The 15,904-nt window shown below is 41.4% G+C and carries 18 protein-coding genes and 2 other annotated features; of the genes, 14 read left to right on the top strand and 4 right to left on the bottom strand.

All coding sequences use genetic code 11. From position 1 onward, the window contains the following. Positions 1-300: 300 nt before the first annotated feature. Positions 301-558 (top strand): hypothetical protein, encoded by a 258-nt coding sequence (locus tag J7I90_RS04895; RefSeq protein ID WP_306804763.1) that lies wholly within the window; start codon positions 301-303, stop codon positions 556-558. A gap of 43 nt (positions 559-601) precedes the next feature. Further along, on the top strand, positions 602-1,429 hold the full coding sequence (locus J7I90_RS04890; RefSeq protein ID WP_214768724.1) for a polysaccharide deacetylase family protein: 828 nt from the start codon (positions 602-604) through the stop codon (positions 1,427-1,429). 25 nt (positions 1,430-1,454) lie between these two features. On the opposite strand, the gene J7I90_RS04885 is transcribed toward J7I90_RS04890, so the two are convergent. Then, positions 1,455-1,889, bottom strand: coding sequence for a DUF1885 family protein (locus J7I90_RS04885; protein ID WP_214768722.1), 435 nt, complete (start codon positions 1,887-1,889; stop codon positions 1,455-1,457). Between the two features lie 589 nt (positions 1,890-2,478). Here J7I90_RS04885 and J7I90_RS04880 point away from each other — a divergent pair. Continuing rightward, the gene (locus tag J7I90_RS04880; RefSeq protein ID WP_072272684.1) at positions 2,479-2,604 is read left to right on the top strand and encodes a GapA-binding peptide SR1P; all 126 of its coding nucleotides are present in this window, start codon (positions 2,479-2,481) and stop codon (positions 2,602-2,604) included. Positions 2,605-2,748: 144 nt separating this feature from the next. Here the strand turns inward: J7I90_RS04880 and J7I90_RS04875 are convergent, their stop codons facing one another. Further along, positions 2,749-4,206 carry an aminotransferase class I/II-fold pyridoxal phosphate-dependent enzyme gene (locus J7I90_RS04875; RefSeq protein ID WP_214768720.1) on the bottom strand — a complete coding sequence of 486 codons (1,458 nt, stop codon included), beginning with the start codon at positions 4,204-4,206 and terminating at the stop codon, positions 2,749-2,751. A 413-nt stretch (positions 4,207-4,619) separates the two neighbouring features. Here J7I90_RS04875 and J7I90_RS04870 point away from each other — a divergent pair, with 413 nt between their 5' ends. From J7I90_RS04870 to trpA, 9 genes are all read left to right on the top strand, one after another. Beyond that, positions 4,620-5,579, top strand: coding sequence for an NAD(P)H-dependent flavin oxidoreductase (locus tag J7I90_RS04870; protein ID WP_214768718.1), 960 nt, complete (start codon positions 4,620-4,622; stop codon positions 5,577-5,579). Positions 5,580-5,636: 57 nt separating this feature from the next. Further along, positions 5,637-5,912 carry a UPF0223 family protein gene (locus tag J7I90_RS04865; RefSeq protein WP_048687073.1) on the top strand — a complete coding sequence of 92 codons (276 nt, stop codon included), beginning with the start codon at positions 5,637-5,639 and terminating at the stop codon, positions 5,910-5,912. 69 nt (positions 5,913-5,981) lie between these two features. Next, positions 5,982-6,212 (top strand) — a binding site (T-box leader). 35 nt (positions 6,213-6,247) lie between these two features. Beyond that, positions 6,248-6,483 (top strand) — a binding site (T-box leader). A gap of 162 nt (positions 6,484-6,645) precedes the next feature. Continuing rightward, positions 6,646-8,040, top strand: a complete 1,395-nt coding sequence (gene trpE / locus J7I90_RS04860; protein WP_214768717.1) for an anthranilate synthase component I — start codon at positions 6,646-6,648, stop codon at positions 8,038-8,040. Further along, positions 8,037-8,642 carry an anthranilate synthase component II gene (locus J7I90_RS04855; protein ID WP_063576936.1) on the top strand — a complete coding sequence of 202 codons (606 nt, stop codon included), beginning with the start codon at positions 8,037-8,039 and terminating at the stop codon, positions 8,640-8,642. Before trpE ends, J7I90_RS04855 begins: the two co-directional genes overlap by 4 nt. A 27-nt stretch (positions 8,643-8,669) precedes the next feature. Then, positions 8,670-9,692, top strand: coding sequence for an anthranilate phosphoribosyltransferase (gene trpD / locus J7I90_RS04850; protein ID WP_214768715.1), 1,023 nt, complete (start codon positions 8,670-8,672; stop codon positions 9,690-9,692). Beyond that, positions 9,692-10,468: an indole-3-glycerol phosphate synthase TrpC gene (gene trpC / locus J7I90_RS04845; protein ID WP_214768713.1), complete on the top strand. Its 777-nt coding sequence runs from the start codon at positions 9,692-9,694 to the stop codon at positions 10,466-10,468. The genes trpD and trpC overlap by 1 nt, the downstream gene beginning before the upstream one ends. A gap of 10 nt (positions 10,469-10,478) precedes the next feature. After that, entirely contained in the window at positions 10,479-11,093 is a 615-nt protein-coding gene (locus tag J7I90_RS04840; RefSeq protein WP_214768711.1) for a phosphoribosylanthranilate isomerase, read from the top strand. Between the two features lie 4 nt (positions 11,094-11,097). Then, on the top strand, positions 11,098-12,303 hold the full coding sequence (gene trpB / locus J7I90_RS04835) for a tryptophan synthase subunit beta (protein WP_048687064.1): 1,206 nt from the start codon (positions 11,098-11,100) through the stop codon (positions 12,301-12,303). Beyond that, positions 12,296-13,075 (top strand): tryptophan synthase subunit alpha, encoded by a 780-nt coding sequence (gene trpA, locus J7I90_RS04830; protein ID WP_214768709.1) that lies wholly within the window; start codon positions 12,296-12,298, stop codon positions 13,073-13,075. Before trpB ends, trpA begins: the two co-directional genes overlap by 8 nt. A gap of 254 nt (positions 13,076-13,329) precedes the next feature. Here trpA and J7I90_RS04825 read toward each other — a convergent pair whose 3' ends face one another. Next, positions 13,330-13,950, bottom strand: coding sequence for a YktB family protein (locus J7I90_RS04825; RefSeq protein ID WP_214768707.1), 621 nt, complete (start codon positions 13,948-13,950; stop codon positions 13,330-13,332). Positions 13,951-14,144: 194 nt separating this feature from the next. Between J7I90_RS04825 and J7I90_RS04820 the strand changes: the two genes are divergently transcribed. Beyond that, complete coding sequence (locus J7I90_RS04820; protein WP_034314018.1) at positions 14,145-14,342, top strand: hypothetical protein; 198 nt, start codon at positions 14,145-14,147, stop codon at positions 14,340-14,342. Positions 14,343-14,738: 396 nt separating this feature from the next. Then, complete coding sequence (locus J7I90_RS04815) at positions 14,739-15,542, top strand: inositol monophosphatase family protein (RefSeq protein WP_214768705.1); 804 nt, start codon at positions 14,739-14,741, stop codon at positions 15,540-15,542. Between the two features lie 88 nt (positions 15,543-15,630). Here the strand turns inward: J7I90_RS04815 and J7I90_RS04810 are convergent, their stop codons facing one another. Further along, complete coding sequence (locus tag J7I90_RS04810; protein WP_034314013.1) at positions 15,631-15,813, bottom strand: YlaF family protein; 183 nt, start codon at positions 15,811-15,813, stop codon at positions 15,631-15,633. Positions 15,814-15,904 lie beyond the last annotated feature (91 nt).

The raw sequence follows: 15,904 nt of genomic DNA, 5'->3' as shown, positions 1-15,904 counted from the left end.
AATAGACAAACTCGATTTCCATCGAGAATGTCTACAGTCTGAAGAGTACTGCTAAATGCAGTACGCTTTTTTTTGGCGGGATTTAAAAAAATGAAGGATGACTCCCCATTCATGATTTTCTTCTCACTAGTTAAATGAAATGGACAAAATGGGCATAAGCTATAAAAAGGACTTCTTACTTTTTTCCTTTAAAGGGTTTGAAAAAGTCCATAGGGGATAAAAAATAAGATGAGCGATTTGTTAAAGGAATATTTTTTGCCAATAAAAAGATAATGGCTGATATATACATATTAAAATGGGGTGGATCACTTGAAAAATTATCTGGTAATCCTCTTTCAACTAATCGTTTGGAGTGGGTATACATTAGTTGAATGGCTGTCTGTTAACGATCGATTCGTTTTCAAAGTATTCATGTTTCTGGTCTTTTCTTATCTAGCCATTTACATTGGTAAAATGATTTTAAAATCCAATAGACGAACCATGCTTGTTACTGTCATAAGTCTATTATGTTACGGGATTTTACAAATCCTTTTGGAAACGCTGGTACCCGTATATTGAATTTTTCGTAAGCTTAGATGACATATGAAACCACGGAGGAATCATGTTTAAAAAAGTAGTGGCATTATTTACATTAGTATCATTTTTATTGATGGCTTGTAATGACCCGAGTTCCGGCCAAACTGAAAATGAGAATGAAAAAAGTGTGGAAACGACGACAACGGTCCAAGATGAAAGTCAGCAAGAGAAAGATTTGGAAAAAGAAAAGTCACAAACGATTGGCGAAGGGTATGTGAAGGCAGAATATCGGGTGGATAAAGAGAATTGGTCATTTAAACCGATTGGGGATGCAAATCCGAAAGTTGTGTTGTTGACATTTGATGATGCACCTGATAAATATTCCCTGGCAATCGCCCAAACCCTGAAGCGACTTGAAGTACCTGCGATATTTTTCGTGAACGGTCACTTCCTTGAAAATGATGAAAATAAAGCGATGCTGAAAGAAATTCATGAAATGGGTTTTTCCATAGGAAATCATACGTATTCCCATGTGAATTTAAAAGAGTTGAACGAAAAGGAACAAGAGCGGGAAATCGTAAAATTGAACAATTTGGTTGAGGGAATAATAGGGGAACGCCCTAAATACTTCAGGGCGCCATTTGGTTCGAATACCGAGCAATCAAAAAAAGTCGCTGAGAAGGAAAAAATGTTGGTCATGAATTGGGCTTACGGATATGACTGGGAAAAAGAGTATCAGGATAAAAAAGCTTTAACGGAAATCATGTTGAACAGCCCTTATTTGGGAAATGGGGCGAACTTATTGATGCATGACCGGAAATGGACGAGTGAAGCGATAGAGGATATCGTGAAAGGTTTTCAAAAGAAAGGCTATGAGTTCCTTGATCCAAAATTAATTGAAACGCCTGCATGAGCCAATTTCGGCATTTGCAGGTTTTTTATTTCCTTGGGTAATAGTACATCACCCGTTTATTGAAGAGATGCAGCTGCGCCCGTAATTTCTTTGCAAGGAATTTGCACAATTCATTAGCTTTTCCCTTATCACCGAAAGTTGCTGTATCAGGGAGGGTGAATTGGATATAGGATTGGATGCGATCTGATCCATTTTCATCCTTTACGACTTCCTGGTCAACTCCTATCAATATCATGTGATATCGATCTTCTTTGGCTTGGAGATATATGGCCTTATCCTTCATTCTTTCCGGTTCTTTCATTTCATAAGGAAATGCTTTCTTATCATAGTCCCAATCCAGTTGCTTTCCGGTTTTCGCTGTAATCATTTGATAATAGTTCAGCAATTCTTTCACGTCTTCGATGGTTACAGTTCCTTTCACGGACTCAGGAACGAGTTTGATATAGGCATTTTCAGTCATGTGGATCCCCCTTCAATCGATAAGATGTAAGAATATTTTAACATTTTATGGATGTATTATATACCTATCTATATGTAAATGAAAAGGCGAAATTCCTTTTTCACCTTGCCATGCCAAAGCAAGGAGTGTGATGCATTGAGTCCAGGGTCCTTCGTTTATAAATAAATTCCGGTGTTTTAAAAAAAGGCTGTTTTCGCATACTTTGTTGCTATTTACCAAGTAGTGGGGTGTGGTTGATTTCCCCTCCAGATGCTCGCTTTCCTTGGTGCGGGCGGTGAGCCTCCTCGGCGTAAACGCCTGAGGGGTCTCACCTGTCCCGCTGCTCCCGCAGGGCTCGCACTTCCGCTCCAATCAACCTTAAAGAGTTTCGTTTTAAAAACAACAATCTTTATGAAAAGAGCCTAAAAAAAAGAATCAGTCTAACGACCGATTGGCATCCATTTCTTTCAACATGATCGTTCATTAAGTGGGAAAAAGTATATATGTTATACTTTTTAGCTTGAAATAATAAATGTGTTATATTATAATTCATTTAAAGCGGTTACATTACGTCAATAATGCATACAATATAGGGGAAGGGGTTGTAAAAATGGGAACTATCGTATGTCAAACTTGCAATAGCACGATTGAACATTTTGAAGATGAGAAAGTAAGTGTACTATACACACACAATCACAACTGCCAAAGCTGTGATACAGCTGCCTCTGAAAAATAAATGGAAAAAAGATTTCAAGATTAATAGAATGTAAGGGTGTTTCAGGGTTATAACCTGAAGCACCCTTTTTATAGAAGCCAGTGCTTAATAATAAAAGGTTCAAAAAAACCAGAGCAGTACTCTGCTCTGGTTTGATGGGATCAATCAATTTTTTATGATGCGTAAATGTTTTATTTCCGGGTCCTCAGGGCCTTGAACCGGAAGTCCGGCCTCGATGTTTTTCCGGATGTAATTGATATTATCTTCAGTAATCAATTCTCCTGGAATGAAGATCGGGATTCCAGGAGGGTAAACCATGATGAATTCAGCGCTGATTTTGCCGACAGATTCCCCAATGGGAACCACTTCGGTTTCTGCATAAAATGCCTCCCTGGGTGATAAAGCCAGCGGTGGTGTATCAGGAAGCAGGACTTCGATCTTTTCATGTTCAGCCGCCATTTCCTTAAACTCATCCGCTAGGTCTCTAAGGGCAGCGATCAGCAGGTCCGCTTCTGTTTTTGTGTCTCCAGGTGTTATCAGGCAAAGAATATTGTACAAGTCGGAAAGTTCCACTTCGATATTATGCTTTTCACGAAGCCATTTCTCAACGTCGTATCCGGTAATATTCAATTCCTTGATGGATATGATCAATTTTGTCGGATCATAACTAAAGGCTGCCTCACTCTCGAGAATTTCGCTGCCGACACAGTAAAGATAAGGAATCTCATTAACGGCCTCACGGATATACCCTGCGAGATTAATCGCTTCATCGATCATTTCCCTGCCTACTGTCGCAAGTTGTCTTCTAGCCGTATCCAAGGAAGCCAGAAGGATATAGGAGGTTGAGGTGGTTGTGAGCATGCTCAATATGGCTTGAACACGATTTGCGGAAACCAATCCAGTCTTAACATTCAATATGGAACTTCCCGTTAGTGAACCGCCCAGTTTATGAACACTAGTTGCAGCCATATCTGCCCCAGCCTGCATGGCTGACATCGGTAAGTCTTCATGGAAGTGTATATGGACACCATGTGCCTCATCTACGAGTACTGGGATTTTGTGGGAATGGGCAACTTCCACTATTTTTTGCAAATCAGCCGAAATGCCGAAATAGGTGGGATTGATGACAAGCAATCCTTTTGCATCGCTATGTTCCCTCAGAGTTTTTTCAACGGCATCGACGGTGATTCCGTGTGAAATGCCCAAATCCTTGTCTATTTCAGGATTGATGAAAATGGGAACAGCTCCGGAAAATACAATGGCAGACATTACGGATTTATGTACATTCCTTGGGACGATGATTTTGTCCCCAGGTCCGCAGACTGTCATGACCATCGTCATGATTGCTCCACTTGTTCCTTGAACGGAAAAGAATGTGTGATCTGCCCCAAAAGCTTCAGCGGCAAGATCCTGAGCTTGTTTGATGATCCCCTTTGGCTGATGGAGATCATCGAGGGGAGCGATATTGATTAAATCTATCGATAATGCATTTTCTCCAATGAAATTACGGAAATCAGCGTCCATTCCTTTTCCTTTTTTATGACCTGGAATATGAAATTGAACGGGATTTCTTTTTGCATGCTGCAATAAGGCAGTGTATAAGGGTGTTTCATTCTGAGACAATTCTTTGTGGCCCCTTTTCAGTAAAATAGGTACGAAATATGGGAGGTTATACTCCCTTTCTATGAATGATCGTATGTTTCTCCGATTCCATTCGTATGGTTAGTAAGCTTGTGGATAGACATAAAACATATGAATTATAGCACGTCTTATAATAAATGCCTAGAGTGACTTTAATGTCCTGATTTAAACAATTTCTATAAGTCTTTGTTGTAAGGGGCCCAATAAAAATATCAGCCGATAATTATTGCCCATTTTCCTAGTATTAACTGGATTGGCTCAAGAATTCTCCTTTTATAAATATTGAATGCGTGAGTTAAAAAATTGAACGGGTAAACAATATTTGCCATAATGAAGATAATGATATTGAATCAGCTAAATAAAACAAACCAACAAATGCAAAGGAGATGAGGAGTTTGAAGTGGAATACGAGTGTGACCGATTTGTTAGGTATTCAATACCCCATCGTACAAGGGGGATTGGCCCATTTAGCATATGCCGACCTGGCTGCGGCAGTGTCGAATGCAGGCGGGCTAGGGCAGGTGACGGCCATGTCCTTGGACACCCCGGAGCAGCTGATAGAAGAAATAAGAAAAACAAAATCATTGACGGATAAACCGTTTGGTGTGAACTTTGCGATCGGCCAGCATGGGAGGCCTTATGAACACATGCTTGAAGCGGCTTTGAAAGAGGGAATTGCAGCTGTTTCCGTAACCGGCGGCAACCCTGGCCCTTTTCTAGATTACGTCAAAGGCACTCAAGTGAAAAAACTGGTGCTTGTTGCCGCAAGAAGGCAGGCAATGAAGGCTGAACAGCTTGGTGCAGATGCAGTGATGGTAGTTGGTCAGGAGGGCGGAGGACATTTAGGGCGTGATGATATTGGAACCTCCGTGTTAATTCCTCAAGTTGTGGACTCCGTTAAAATTCCAGTCATCGCGTCTGGTGGTTTTGGCGATGGACGCGGTTTGATGGCAGCGTTGGCGCTTGGTGCCGAAGGAATCGAGATGGGAACACGTTTCATAGCTGTCAAAGAGTGTGTTCATGCACACGAATTATATAAAAATGCCTTGGTTTCCGGCACGGAAAATGATACCGTTATCATCAAGCGGTCCATTGGTGCACCAGCCAGGGTAATTGCAAACAGCTGGACCGATAAGATTCTTGATATTGAAAAAGAAAACGGCGGATATGAACAATTGAAGGAATACATAAGTGGAAAAGCGAATCAGCGTTATATTCATGACGGTGTCGAAGGTGAAGGCTTTGCCTGGGCAGGACAAGTGATGGGGCTGATTCATGATGTACCATCGACTGCTGAACTATTCAGTCGGATTATCGACCAGGCGGAAGCAATTCGGTCAAAATGGGCAGACTGATGATGCATGGTCCGCGGGACAACATGAAAAACTATCTAGAAGGAGCGTGTTTAGGATATGGATTATCAATATCCAATGGATCTCGATTGGTCTACTGACGAAATCGTAGATGTGATTAAATTCTTTGAAGCAGTAGAAAAGGCCTATGAAAATAAGATACAAAAGGAAGAATTCATGAAGGCTTACCGAAGATTCAAGGAAATAGTCCCCGGTAAGGCGGATGAAAAAAAGTATACGGATGAGTTCGAGTCAGTCAGCACCTATTCAGCCTATCTTGTCATTAAGAAGGCAAAAGGAATCGATGACGGGGAATGGATAAAAATGAAACATTAAAAATATAATTTTTCGAAAACTCCATTGACTTACTGAAAAGATTGTTTTAACATAATAATCAAGAAAAAGATAAAGGCAGTGACGAAGAAGAGTACCTTAATGATGTTCTGCAGAGAGCCAGTGGTTGCTGAAAACTGGTGAACGAAATTAAGCGAATGGACTTCCGAGCCCCAAACCGAAACGGATGAACGGAGTAGGCTTTGGCGATTATCTCATCGTTAATGGAGATAGGCATGTAAATGCCGTAAAGTGAGCTAATTTAGCTAATTAAGGTGGTACCACGGGTTCCTCGTCCTTTGGATGAGGGCCCTTTTTGCGTTTTTTTGAAAATGATAATTAAATCTATGAATGAGAGTAGTAATCTTTTTAGATGCGTCACAGAGAGCCGGAAGAGGTGGAAACCGGTACGATATAAGAAGATGAATGGACTTATGAGTGGTTTCTTGAAAATAAGTAGGGAAACTCGGCTGCCACCGTTAAAGGGTAATCGCAAGAATTCAATTCTTGTTTGAGAGGGAAAAATGATGCATTTTTCCAACTTGAGGTGGCACCGCGGTATACCGTCCTCTGCAGACACATATTTGTGTTTGCAGGGGATTTTTTTATTGGAATTTCAATATATATACCTTTTAAAGAAATTATCCAGAGGAAATGAAGACCTGGTCATTTGGCCAAAAGGGTTTTCCCTCCGGGAGATTATAAGAGCGCATAAGAATCGGGAGGGAATCAAGAGATGAATAATTTGGATGAAAAAAAAATACTCCGTTTTAAAATGGATACAATTGAAGGGGATATCCATACACCCATTGCCATATTTCAGAAATTAGATGGTGACCAGAAGTTTTTATTGGAAAGTTCAAATTCGCATCATGACAACGGCCGCTACTCATATCTAGGTTCAAATCCTTATTTGGAGGTGACATCGCTTGCTGACCGAGTAAATGTGAAAGACATTGAAACAGGTGATCAAATCGTTAAGGACATCAATATCATCGAGTTTCTAAAAAAAGAATTATTAGTGGAAATAGATGAGGTTCCCACAAATCTTCCGCCATTTAACGGTGGCGCAATCGGATATATGGGCTATGATATCATTCGTCTTTATGAAAATATTGGTCCGGTTCCTCCTGATTCATTGCAAATGCCTGATTCTCACTTTCTTTTTTATAAAGAACTGTATATATTCGATCATGTTCTCCAGAAGATCCATCTTTTGACTGCTGAAGAAGATAGTGAAAAGAGTTTATTGGGAATGAAGGATAAAATAAATCAGGCAAGCAAGCCGTCAAAGGAAATATCGTCGGAATATTTGGAATTCAGCTCGAATTTCAGTCAGGATGAATTCGAGAAAATGGTCCTTGAAGCTAAATCGGCTATCATAGCTGGTGAAGTGTTCCAAGTCGTTTTATCACAAAGGTTTAAAGCGGACTTTGATGGGGAGCCTTTCGATGCTTATCGTCGTTTGCGATTAGCCAACCCCTCTCCGTATATGTTTTATATAGAATTTGGTGACTATACAATCATTGGGTCTTCTCCAGAAAGTTTAATCAGTGTTTCATCAGGAACGGTTCATGTTAATCCCATTGCCGGCACAAGGCCGAGAGGAAAAACGGATGAAGAAGATAAGGGCTTCGAAAAAAGCCTGCTGATGGATGAGAAGGAACTTGCCGAGCATAAGATGCTGGTTGATTTAGGTAGAAATGATCTTGGCAGGGTTTGCGAAATCGGTTCAATCCACCTCACCGAGGAAATGGAAATTCAAAGATATCAGCATGTCATGCATATTGCTTCGAAGGTTAGCGGAAAGCTTAGGGAAGGGTACACGAGTTTAGATGCACTGACGGTGTGCCTTCCTGCCGGAACAGTTTCAGGTGCTCCTAAAATCAGGGCAATGGAGCTGATTAATGAACTGGAAAATTGTAAACGGGGGATGTATTCGGGCTCGATAGGCTACATAGGTTTTGGAGGGGATCTTGATATGGCTTTAGCCATTCGGACGATGATCATTAAAGATGGCAAGGCCTATGTACAGGCAGGGGCTGGAATCGTATATGATTCAGATCCAAAAACGGAATATGAAGAAACACAAAATAAAGCACGCGCTTTAATGGAGGTTCACACTAGATGATTTTATTAATTGATAACTATGACTCGTTCACTTACAACCTTTATCAATATTTAGGTGAAGTGGAAAAAGAAATCGTAGTAAAAAGGAATGACGAAATCACTCTTGCGGAAATTGAGGAACTGAATCCAATGGCAATCGTCATTTCCCCGGGACCGGGCAGGCCCGAAGATGCTGGAATCAGTATGGAGATCATCCGCAATTTTTATGAGAAGGTTCCGCTATTAGGCATTTGTTTGGGGCACCAGGCCATTGGGGCGGTTTTTGGAGCGAATGTTGTTGGGGCGAAACAAATCATGCATGGAAAAACATCGGTAATCGAACACGATGGAACAGGTGTTTTTGCCAAACAGGACTTACAATTCCCGGTAATGCGCTACCATTCCCTTGTGGTTGAAAGGGCTAGTTTGCCAGAGGAACTGACTGTGACGGCAGTGGCACTGGATGATGGGGAAATCATGGCCCTTAAACATCAGGAATTCCCTCTCTACGGTTTACAGTTCCACCCTGAATCAATAGGGACGAAAATCGGCAAGGAATTATTACATCAATTTTATGAGATTGCCGGTACCTTTCAATCAGAGAAGGAACAATCCATTCTATAAAACAAAAAACGACTGGGGGAGTTAGCGGTGAAGGAGTATTTAGCGAAGTTAGCAGAGCGTCAAACATTGACGGAAGAAGAGATGAGCAGAGCAGCCCAATCGCTATTTTCTAAAGATATCTCCGAAAGCGAGATGGCAGCATTCATCATTGCCTTAAAAGCCAAAGGGGAAACGGCAGGTGAAATAGCAAGCCTTGTCAGAGTCATGAGAAAAGAAGCAAGAAGTGTACAAACAAGCTCCCTTAATGTAATGGATAATTGCGGAACGGGAGGAGATGGGTCACAAAGTTTCAATATAAGCACAGCATCGGCCTTCGTGCTTGCTGGGGCGGGTGTCAAGGTTGCCAAACATGGAAATCGCAGCATTTCAAGCAAAACGGGAAGTGCGGATGTATTGGAAGCATTAGGCGTTAATTTGTACTTGGAGCCTGGCATGTTAAAGGAACTGTTGGAGGAAAACGGAATCACATTCTTATTTGCCCCATCTGTTCATCCTAATATTGCAAGGATAATGAAAGTGAGAAAAGAACTGAAGATCCCGACGATATTTAACCTTATCGGTCCACTGACAAATCCAGTCCAACTCGACACGCAATTAATGGGGATCAATCGACGCGATATGCTCGAGCTTTTTGCGGAAGTCCTGCATAAATTGGGCAGGAAACGCGCAGTCGTCATAAATGGTGCCGGGTTCATGGATGAAGCGAGCCTGCAGGGGGAAAACTCACTCGTCCTTTTGGAGCAAGGAGATATTATTCCATTTACGCTGCATCCTGAAGAAGTAGATCTGCCGGTTTACGGAAATGATGCCATCCGTGGCGGTGACGCCAAACAAAATGCCGATATCATGCTTAGGCTTCTCAAAGGGGAAAAAGGTGCATATCGTGATACCGTTTTATTGAATGCCGGATTGGGATTATACGCACATGGTACGGCAGAGACGGTCAAAAAAGGAATCTCCATGGCCAAAGAAAGCATTGATAGCGGATCGGCTCTTGAAAAGTTAGAAAATCTGATTGCTTATGGCAATAGAAATAAGGTGGTCATGTAATGGAAAATATCTTAACGGAAATCATCGAACAGAAAAAGGTGGAAGTCGCAAAATTAAAAGAAAGGGGCTTAGTTGATTCGGTCATGATCAACATAGTCAGACCATCTTTGGTGGAAAATTTGAAAACGGCTAAATCGATGGCGGTCATCGCGGAAATAAAACGGGCTTCCCCTTCAAAAGGGGACATTAAAATCAATGTAAATCCGATCGAGCAGGCCCTTTCATATGAAAGGGGCGGAGCTGCAGCGATTTCCGTATTGACGGATGAGGTTTTCTTTAAAGGATCAATTGCAGATTTGAGAAACGTAAGCGAGACCATACGAATTCCCAGGTTGTGCAAAGATTTCATCATCGATGAAATCCAAATCGATCGGGCCCATCAAGCAGGTGCGACTATCATTCTATTGATTGTGGCAGCACTTTCTAAAGAACGCCTTCATGAATTATATCAATATGCAAAAAAGAAAGGGCTTGAAGTATTGACGGAAGTCCATGATGAAGCCGAACTGGAACGTGCTCTAGAGCTGAATGCAGAGCTCATAGGGATTAATAATCGGAATTTAAAGACCTTCAAAGTGGATTTGGCTGTAACGGAACGACTGGCGAAGTTACTTGATCCTAAACGCCATATCATTATCAGTGAAAGTGGGATCAAAACAAAAGAAGACGTGATGCGTGTGAAGGCTGCTGGTGCAAAAGCGGTTTTGGTCGGTGAGACACTCATGACTGCATCAAATCTTCCGCACAAGATGGCCGAACTTCAAATGAGTATATAAGGAGATTAATATGTTAGTGAAAATCTGTGGGATAAAGACTTTGGCAGCTGCTCGGACTGCTGTTAGTTCCGGGGCAGACTTCATTGGTTTCATTTTTGCCGAGAGCAGCAGGAAGGTTGAGCCGAAGATAGTAGGAGATTTCGGAGCGAATCTAGCTGGTCATGTTAAAAAAGTAGGAGTGTTTGCCAATCAAACTGAACAAGAAGTGATAAAAAGTGCTGAAATTGCGGGATTGGATTATATTCAGCTTCATGGTAACGAGTCTGCCAGCTTTGCCCGCAGAATGCCCCTGCCGGTGATCAAGGCCTTTGCCATCCATTCAGAGAAAGACCTTGAAAACCTGCATGAATACCCAGCGGATTATCTATTGGTCGATCTTCCTAAGAGCGCATCCGGCAAGGGATTGACTTTGGATTGGGATATGATTCGAAAAGCTGATCTGCCATTGGAGAAGGTAATTCTAGCCGGTGGGCTGACTCCGGAAAACGTCGTAAAAGCGATTAATGCCGTTTCACCATTCGCAGTTGACGTAGCAAGTGGTGTTGAAACAAACGGATTAAAAGATGCTGTAAAAATAAAAGCATTTATCAATGAGGCAAAAAATACAGCCGGAAAAGAGGAATGAATAGATGAATACTTATACACAGCCTGATAAAACTGGACATTTTGGAGCATATGGAGGCCGCTTCGTTCCAGAAACTTTAATGGCGGCGATTACGGAGCTTGAAGAAGTATATGAACAATCTAAAAATGATCCAGAATTCCAAAGGCAGCTAAGTTATTACCTGAAACAATATATCGGACGGGAAACCCCTCTTTATTTTGCGGAGAACTTAACGAGATTGGCTGGTGGTGCAGATATTTATCTGAAGCGCGAAGACTTGAATCATACCGGAGCCCACAAAATAAATAATACGATCGGCCAGGCTTTGCTGACTCAGAAAATGGGCAAGAAAAAAGTGATTGCCGAAACGGGTGCAGGACAGCACGGGGTTGCAACGGCGACTGTGTGTGCTTTGCTGAAGTTGGAATGCATCATCTTTATGGGGGAAGAAGATATCAGGAGACAGAAATTGAATGTATTCAGGATGGAGCTTTTGGGAGCCAAGGTCATATCTGTATCACAAGGAAGCGGGACACTGAAGGATGCAGTAAATGAAGCGTTACGATATTGGGTGGCTAATGTGGATGACACCCATTATATAATGGGATCAGTTCTTGGTCCGCACCCATTCCCCGTTATTGTCCGTGATTTTCAAAGCGTGATAGGGAATGAAACAAAACGTCAATATTCTGAGGCGGTTCATTCCCTGCCGGATGCAGTAGTTGCATGCATAGGCGGAGGAAGTAATGCAATGGGGATGTTTTATCCCTTCATTGAGGATGAAACGGTAAAGTTATACGGAGTGGAAGCGGCAGGGCATGGACTTAATACACCGTTACATGCTTCAAGTTTGACGAAAGGGAAACCTGGGGTGCTCCACGGGGCATTCATGTATGTTTTGCAGAACGAGGACGGTCAGATCCAGGAGGCACATTCTATTTCGGCAGGGCTGGATTATCCAGGGGTAGGGCCTGAACATAGTTACTTAAAAGATACGAATCGGGTGGAATATACTTCAGTAACCGATGATGAAGCCCTGGAAGCCCTAGCGATGCTCTCAAGGGAGGAAGGGATCATCCCTGCTTTAGAAAGTTCACATGCCATTTCCTATGGTTTAAAGCTTGCTAAAGAAATGGAGAAAGGAACAGGACTGGTGATTTGCCTGTCCGGCCGTGGTGATAAGGATGTTGAAACGGTCCAATCATTGATGGGGGGTAGTGAACATGAATAAATTGACAAATGCACTTGAAGAATGCCAAACAAAGCAGGAAAAAGCGTTCATACCATATATCATGGCAGGTGATGGAGGTCTTGATCGGTTAAAGAGCCAGCTTCTTTTCCTTGAAAACAGCGGGGCGACTGCCGTTGAACTAGGTATACCTTTCTCTGACCCTGTCGCTGATGGACCCGTTATCCAACAAGCTGGAATCCGTTCTTTGAAAAATGGAACAACTTTAAAAGATGTCCTGAAAAAAGTAATGGAAATCAAAAAGGATGTGAACATCCCCATTATTTTAATGGGATATACGAATTCAATCCTGGCATATGGACTTAAAGAGTTTACGACTGACTGTCTTCAAGCAGGAATTTCCGGGTGCATCATCCCCGATTTACCGATTGAAGAAGAAGCCATCTTTTCATCAATCAAAACTGCAGGGATCGTTCTTATCCGACTTGTGACACTCACATCTCCGCAAGAGCGCATCACTGAGATAACCGCAGGGGCGGAGGGCTTCATCTACGCAGTTACAGTCAAAGGCATCACAGGTGCCCGTGACGCCTTCGGAGAAGAACTTGGAGGCTATTTAAAGAAGGTAAAAGAGATAAGTCCGGTTCCCGTTCTTGCCGGGTTCGGCATATCGACTCCAGAACATATCCGTGATGCCATACAATACTGCGATGGAGTCATTGTCGGCAGCAAGATCATCGAATGCTTCGAGACAGACAAGGAAGACCGAATTAGAGACTTGATTCAAGCAAGCAAAGGTTTAGTGCAAAAATAGGGATGGAGAGATTCCCAGGCTGGCCTTAGTTTATAGGCAAAAGAAGTTCTAACTTAAAACATAGTTGATTGGGGCGGTTATCCGGACTCTGGCGGAAAAGCGAGTCCTGGACGCAACGGTCAAATTAATAAAAACCTAAAAAAACTGTAGACAAACCCAATAATTATCGAGTTTGCCTACAGTCTGAGGAGAGCTCTTTGGCTCTCCTTTTATATTTTCCAGTTATTGTTGGATCCGAATAGGAACCAATGTGTTTAATTTAGTTGATATAAGGGTAAAAGATGTTCAAACGCATCTTGAATGGTTTCAATGAAATCATCATTTTTTAACTTAATAGCGTCATCACGGGATATTTTTATACCGCATAGGATTTCGGCTTTCTTTACCGTTTGCAAACGGGTGAACATTGAATTCAAATCATCTACTCCAAGACCATCATGAGGGATGACATCAGGTTTTGTATGGTCCATTGACCAAACATAATGAGAGGGAATGCTATTCACCAATCGGTCTGCCTGCTGCTCCAGATGCTTTCCGATTTCCAGTTTATTAGGGGCTTCGTAAATGACGGCATACCAGATGAACATATGCGTTTCCCATAACCCGATTTGGAAATGCGGCATCATTTTATAACCTCTGCTATTGGCAGCAAAAGCAACCCATGTATCATTAGGGGGATTCACTGTCCGTCTAGCATGCTTTGCAACGTGAGGGTGCATTTCATCGCCGGTCATAACTGAGAGCTTTTGAGAAAAGTACTCTCCTAGGGCTTGTAATTTAGGCTGGATCCGTTCTTTTAAAGCATCCATGCGCGGTTCCAATCCATCAATTTTAAAAACATCAAAATCATCTGCTGTAAAACTTTCTATATTCATTTTCATCTCTCCTACCGTAATATCTGCACATATTGTAGCATAAGTAAAAGTAAAATTTAAAAAATACGATTCGGGTTGGCAATGTAAAATTCCTTATAGGTTATAGCACAAATTAGTTGCTATTTGAGGTAGGAAGTCATATGATAATATAAATTCAGAAAATTACGTTAATTAACGAAGGGAGAATGTTAATTATGAAACAAGTCATGAACCAAGCATTAAAAGCTAAAGAAGTTGAAAGACATAGAGCTGCAGTGTTAAGAATGGAAATGGACTATGAATTAGCAACCCTTTTTGAAGCAATCGGTGAAGAGAATGACCAAAAGAGGTCACAATGCAAGCAAAGACTAGAACGCATCCGCTTGGAATTGTTGAAACTGAAAGCCTTGTAAATGATTGGCTGCAGAGAGACCTTGAAGGAGAATGAATTAAGGAAATGAATCAATTTCAATACAAGGAATTTTATTATAGATGAACGGACACTTTATTTTATTAAAAAATAATGTGTCCGTTTTTCATTAAATGTCCAATATATATAAGGTGGAATTTCATTTTGTCTCGAATCCCTTTTATAAGGAAGGGGAACGTCAAGTAAAGGGGAATATTCTTGCTGGCTAAATCATGATTACGATTTATGGATGGGCAGTCAAGGGACCTTCTTTCCTCATCAGTTAAAAAAATGGAAAATTTAAGATGTTAAAAGCTTGAAGGTAAGCTATATTTGCTTTAATCTTTAAAAGAGGATCATTTTAATGTAGTTTCTGATCATAAAGGACGGGGATATTATAATGGCATCGGTCAAGGAAATGGATACATATGCGAAGTTATGGATGAAAGAAGCCGGTACTAGGCTAAGGGCGTCCTTCAAAACCAAGTTGAATATTGAAATGAAAACGAATCCGAATGATTTGGTAACTAATATGGATAAGGGGATAGAAAAGTTTTTTTGCGAAAAAATCGGCGAAGTTTTTCCAGAACACCGCATTTTTGGTGAAGAGGGAATGGGCAATGATATTAAAGACCTAAAAGGTACGGTTTGGATCATCGATCCAATCGATGGGACTTTGAATTTCATTCATCAACAGAGGAATTTTGCGATTTCCCTTGGGGTTTATGTGGATGGCATTGGAAAGATTGGCATGGTTTATGATGTCTTTAGTGATGAATTATATCATGCGATTAAGGGACAAGGAGCATTTATGAATGAACAAAGGCTCCCATCTCTTGAAGAGGCATCGGTAAGCAAAGCGATCATTTCCATTAATGCAAGCTGGGTAACGGAAAACCGGAGGATCGACCCGAGTCTTTTGGCACCGCTAGTCCGGGATGCAAGAGGAACACGTTCTTATGGCTCGGCAGCGTTGGAGCTGGCATTCGTGGCCGCTGGAAGGGTTGATGCATACATAACCATGAGACTCATGCCTTGGGACTTTGCCGGGGGAGTTTTACTGGTCGAGGAAGTGGGCGGGGAAGTTAGTAATATTAAAGGTGACAAATTGGATTTTTTAAAAGGCGATTCACTTTTCGTATCAAAACCAGGGCTGCACAAAGAAGTATTTGACAAATACTTATCAGGAAACTCCAGCCGTTAGTATCAAGGACTGATTGCGGCCATGATAAAAGTCTCGGATAGAAATAATTAACAAAAAAAACTCGCTGTCTGTCAGCGAGTTTTTTATATTATAACTTCCCGGCTTCACGTAATTTCTTCTTTTGAGTGAAACCAAACCCCATGATTCCGCATAGAATAACGATTGCAGCTAATATTCCAATCAAGCTTTTTTCAGCAATGAAGATGCCAATGGAGCCAATGCTGGATGTTGCCAATACCGCTAATATTAAGAAATTCCATTTAATGTTCATTAATATCACCCCTAATATATCTATTGTACATAATTTCTGTATTTGTTTCTAGTATGTTTGTGATATAATATGTAAGTTAATACTAGTGATA

This window comes from Bacillus sp. ISL-57, from assembly GCF_018613135.1.
GTDB classification, from domain to species: Bacteria; Bacillota; Bacilli; order Bacillales; family DSM-1321; genus Peribacillus; species Peribacillus frigoritolerans.
Note: the sequence above shows the minus strand (reverse complement) of the source record. Positions and strands in the feature narration are given on the sequence as shown.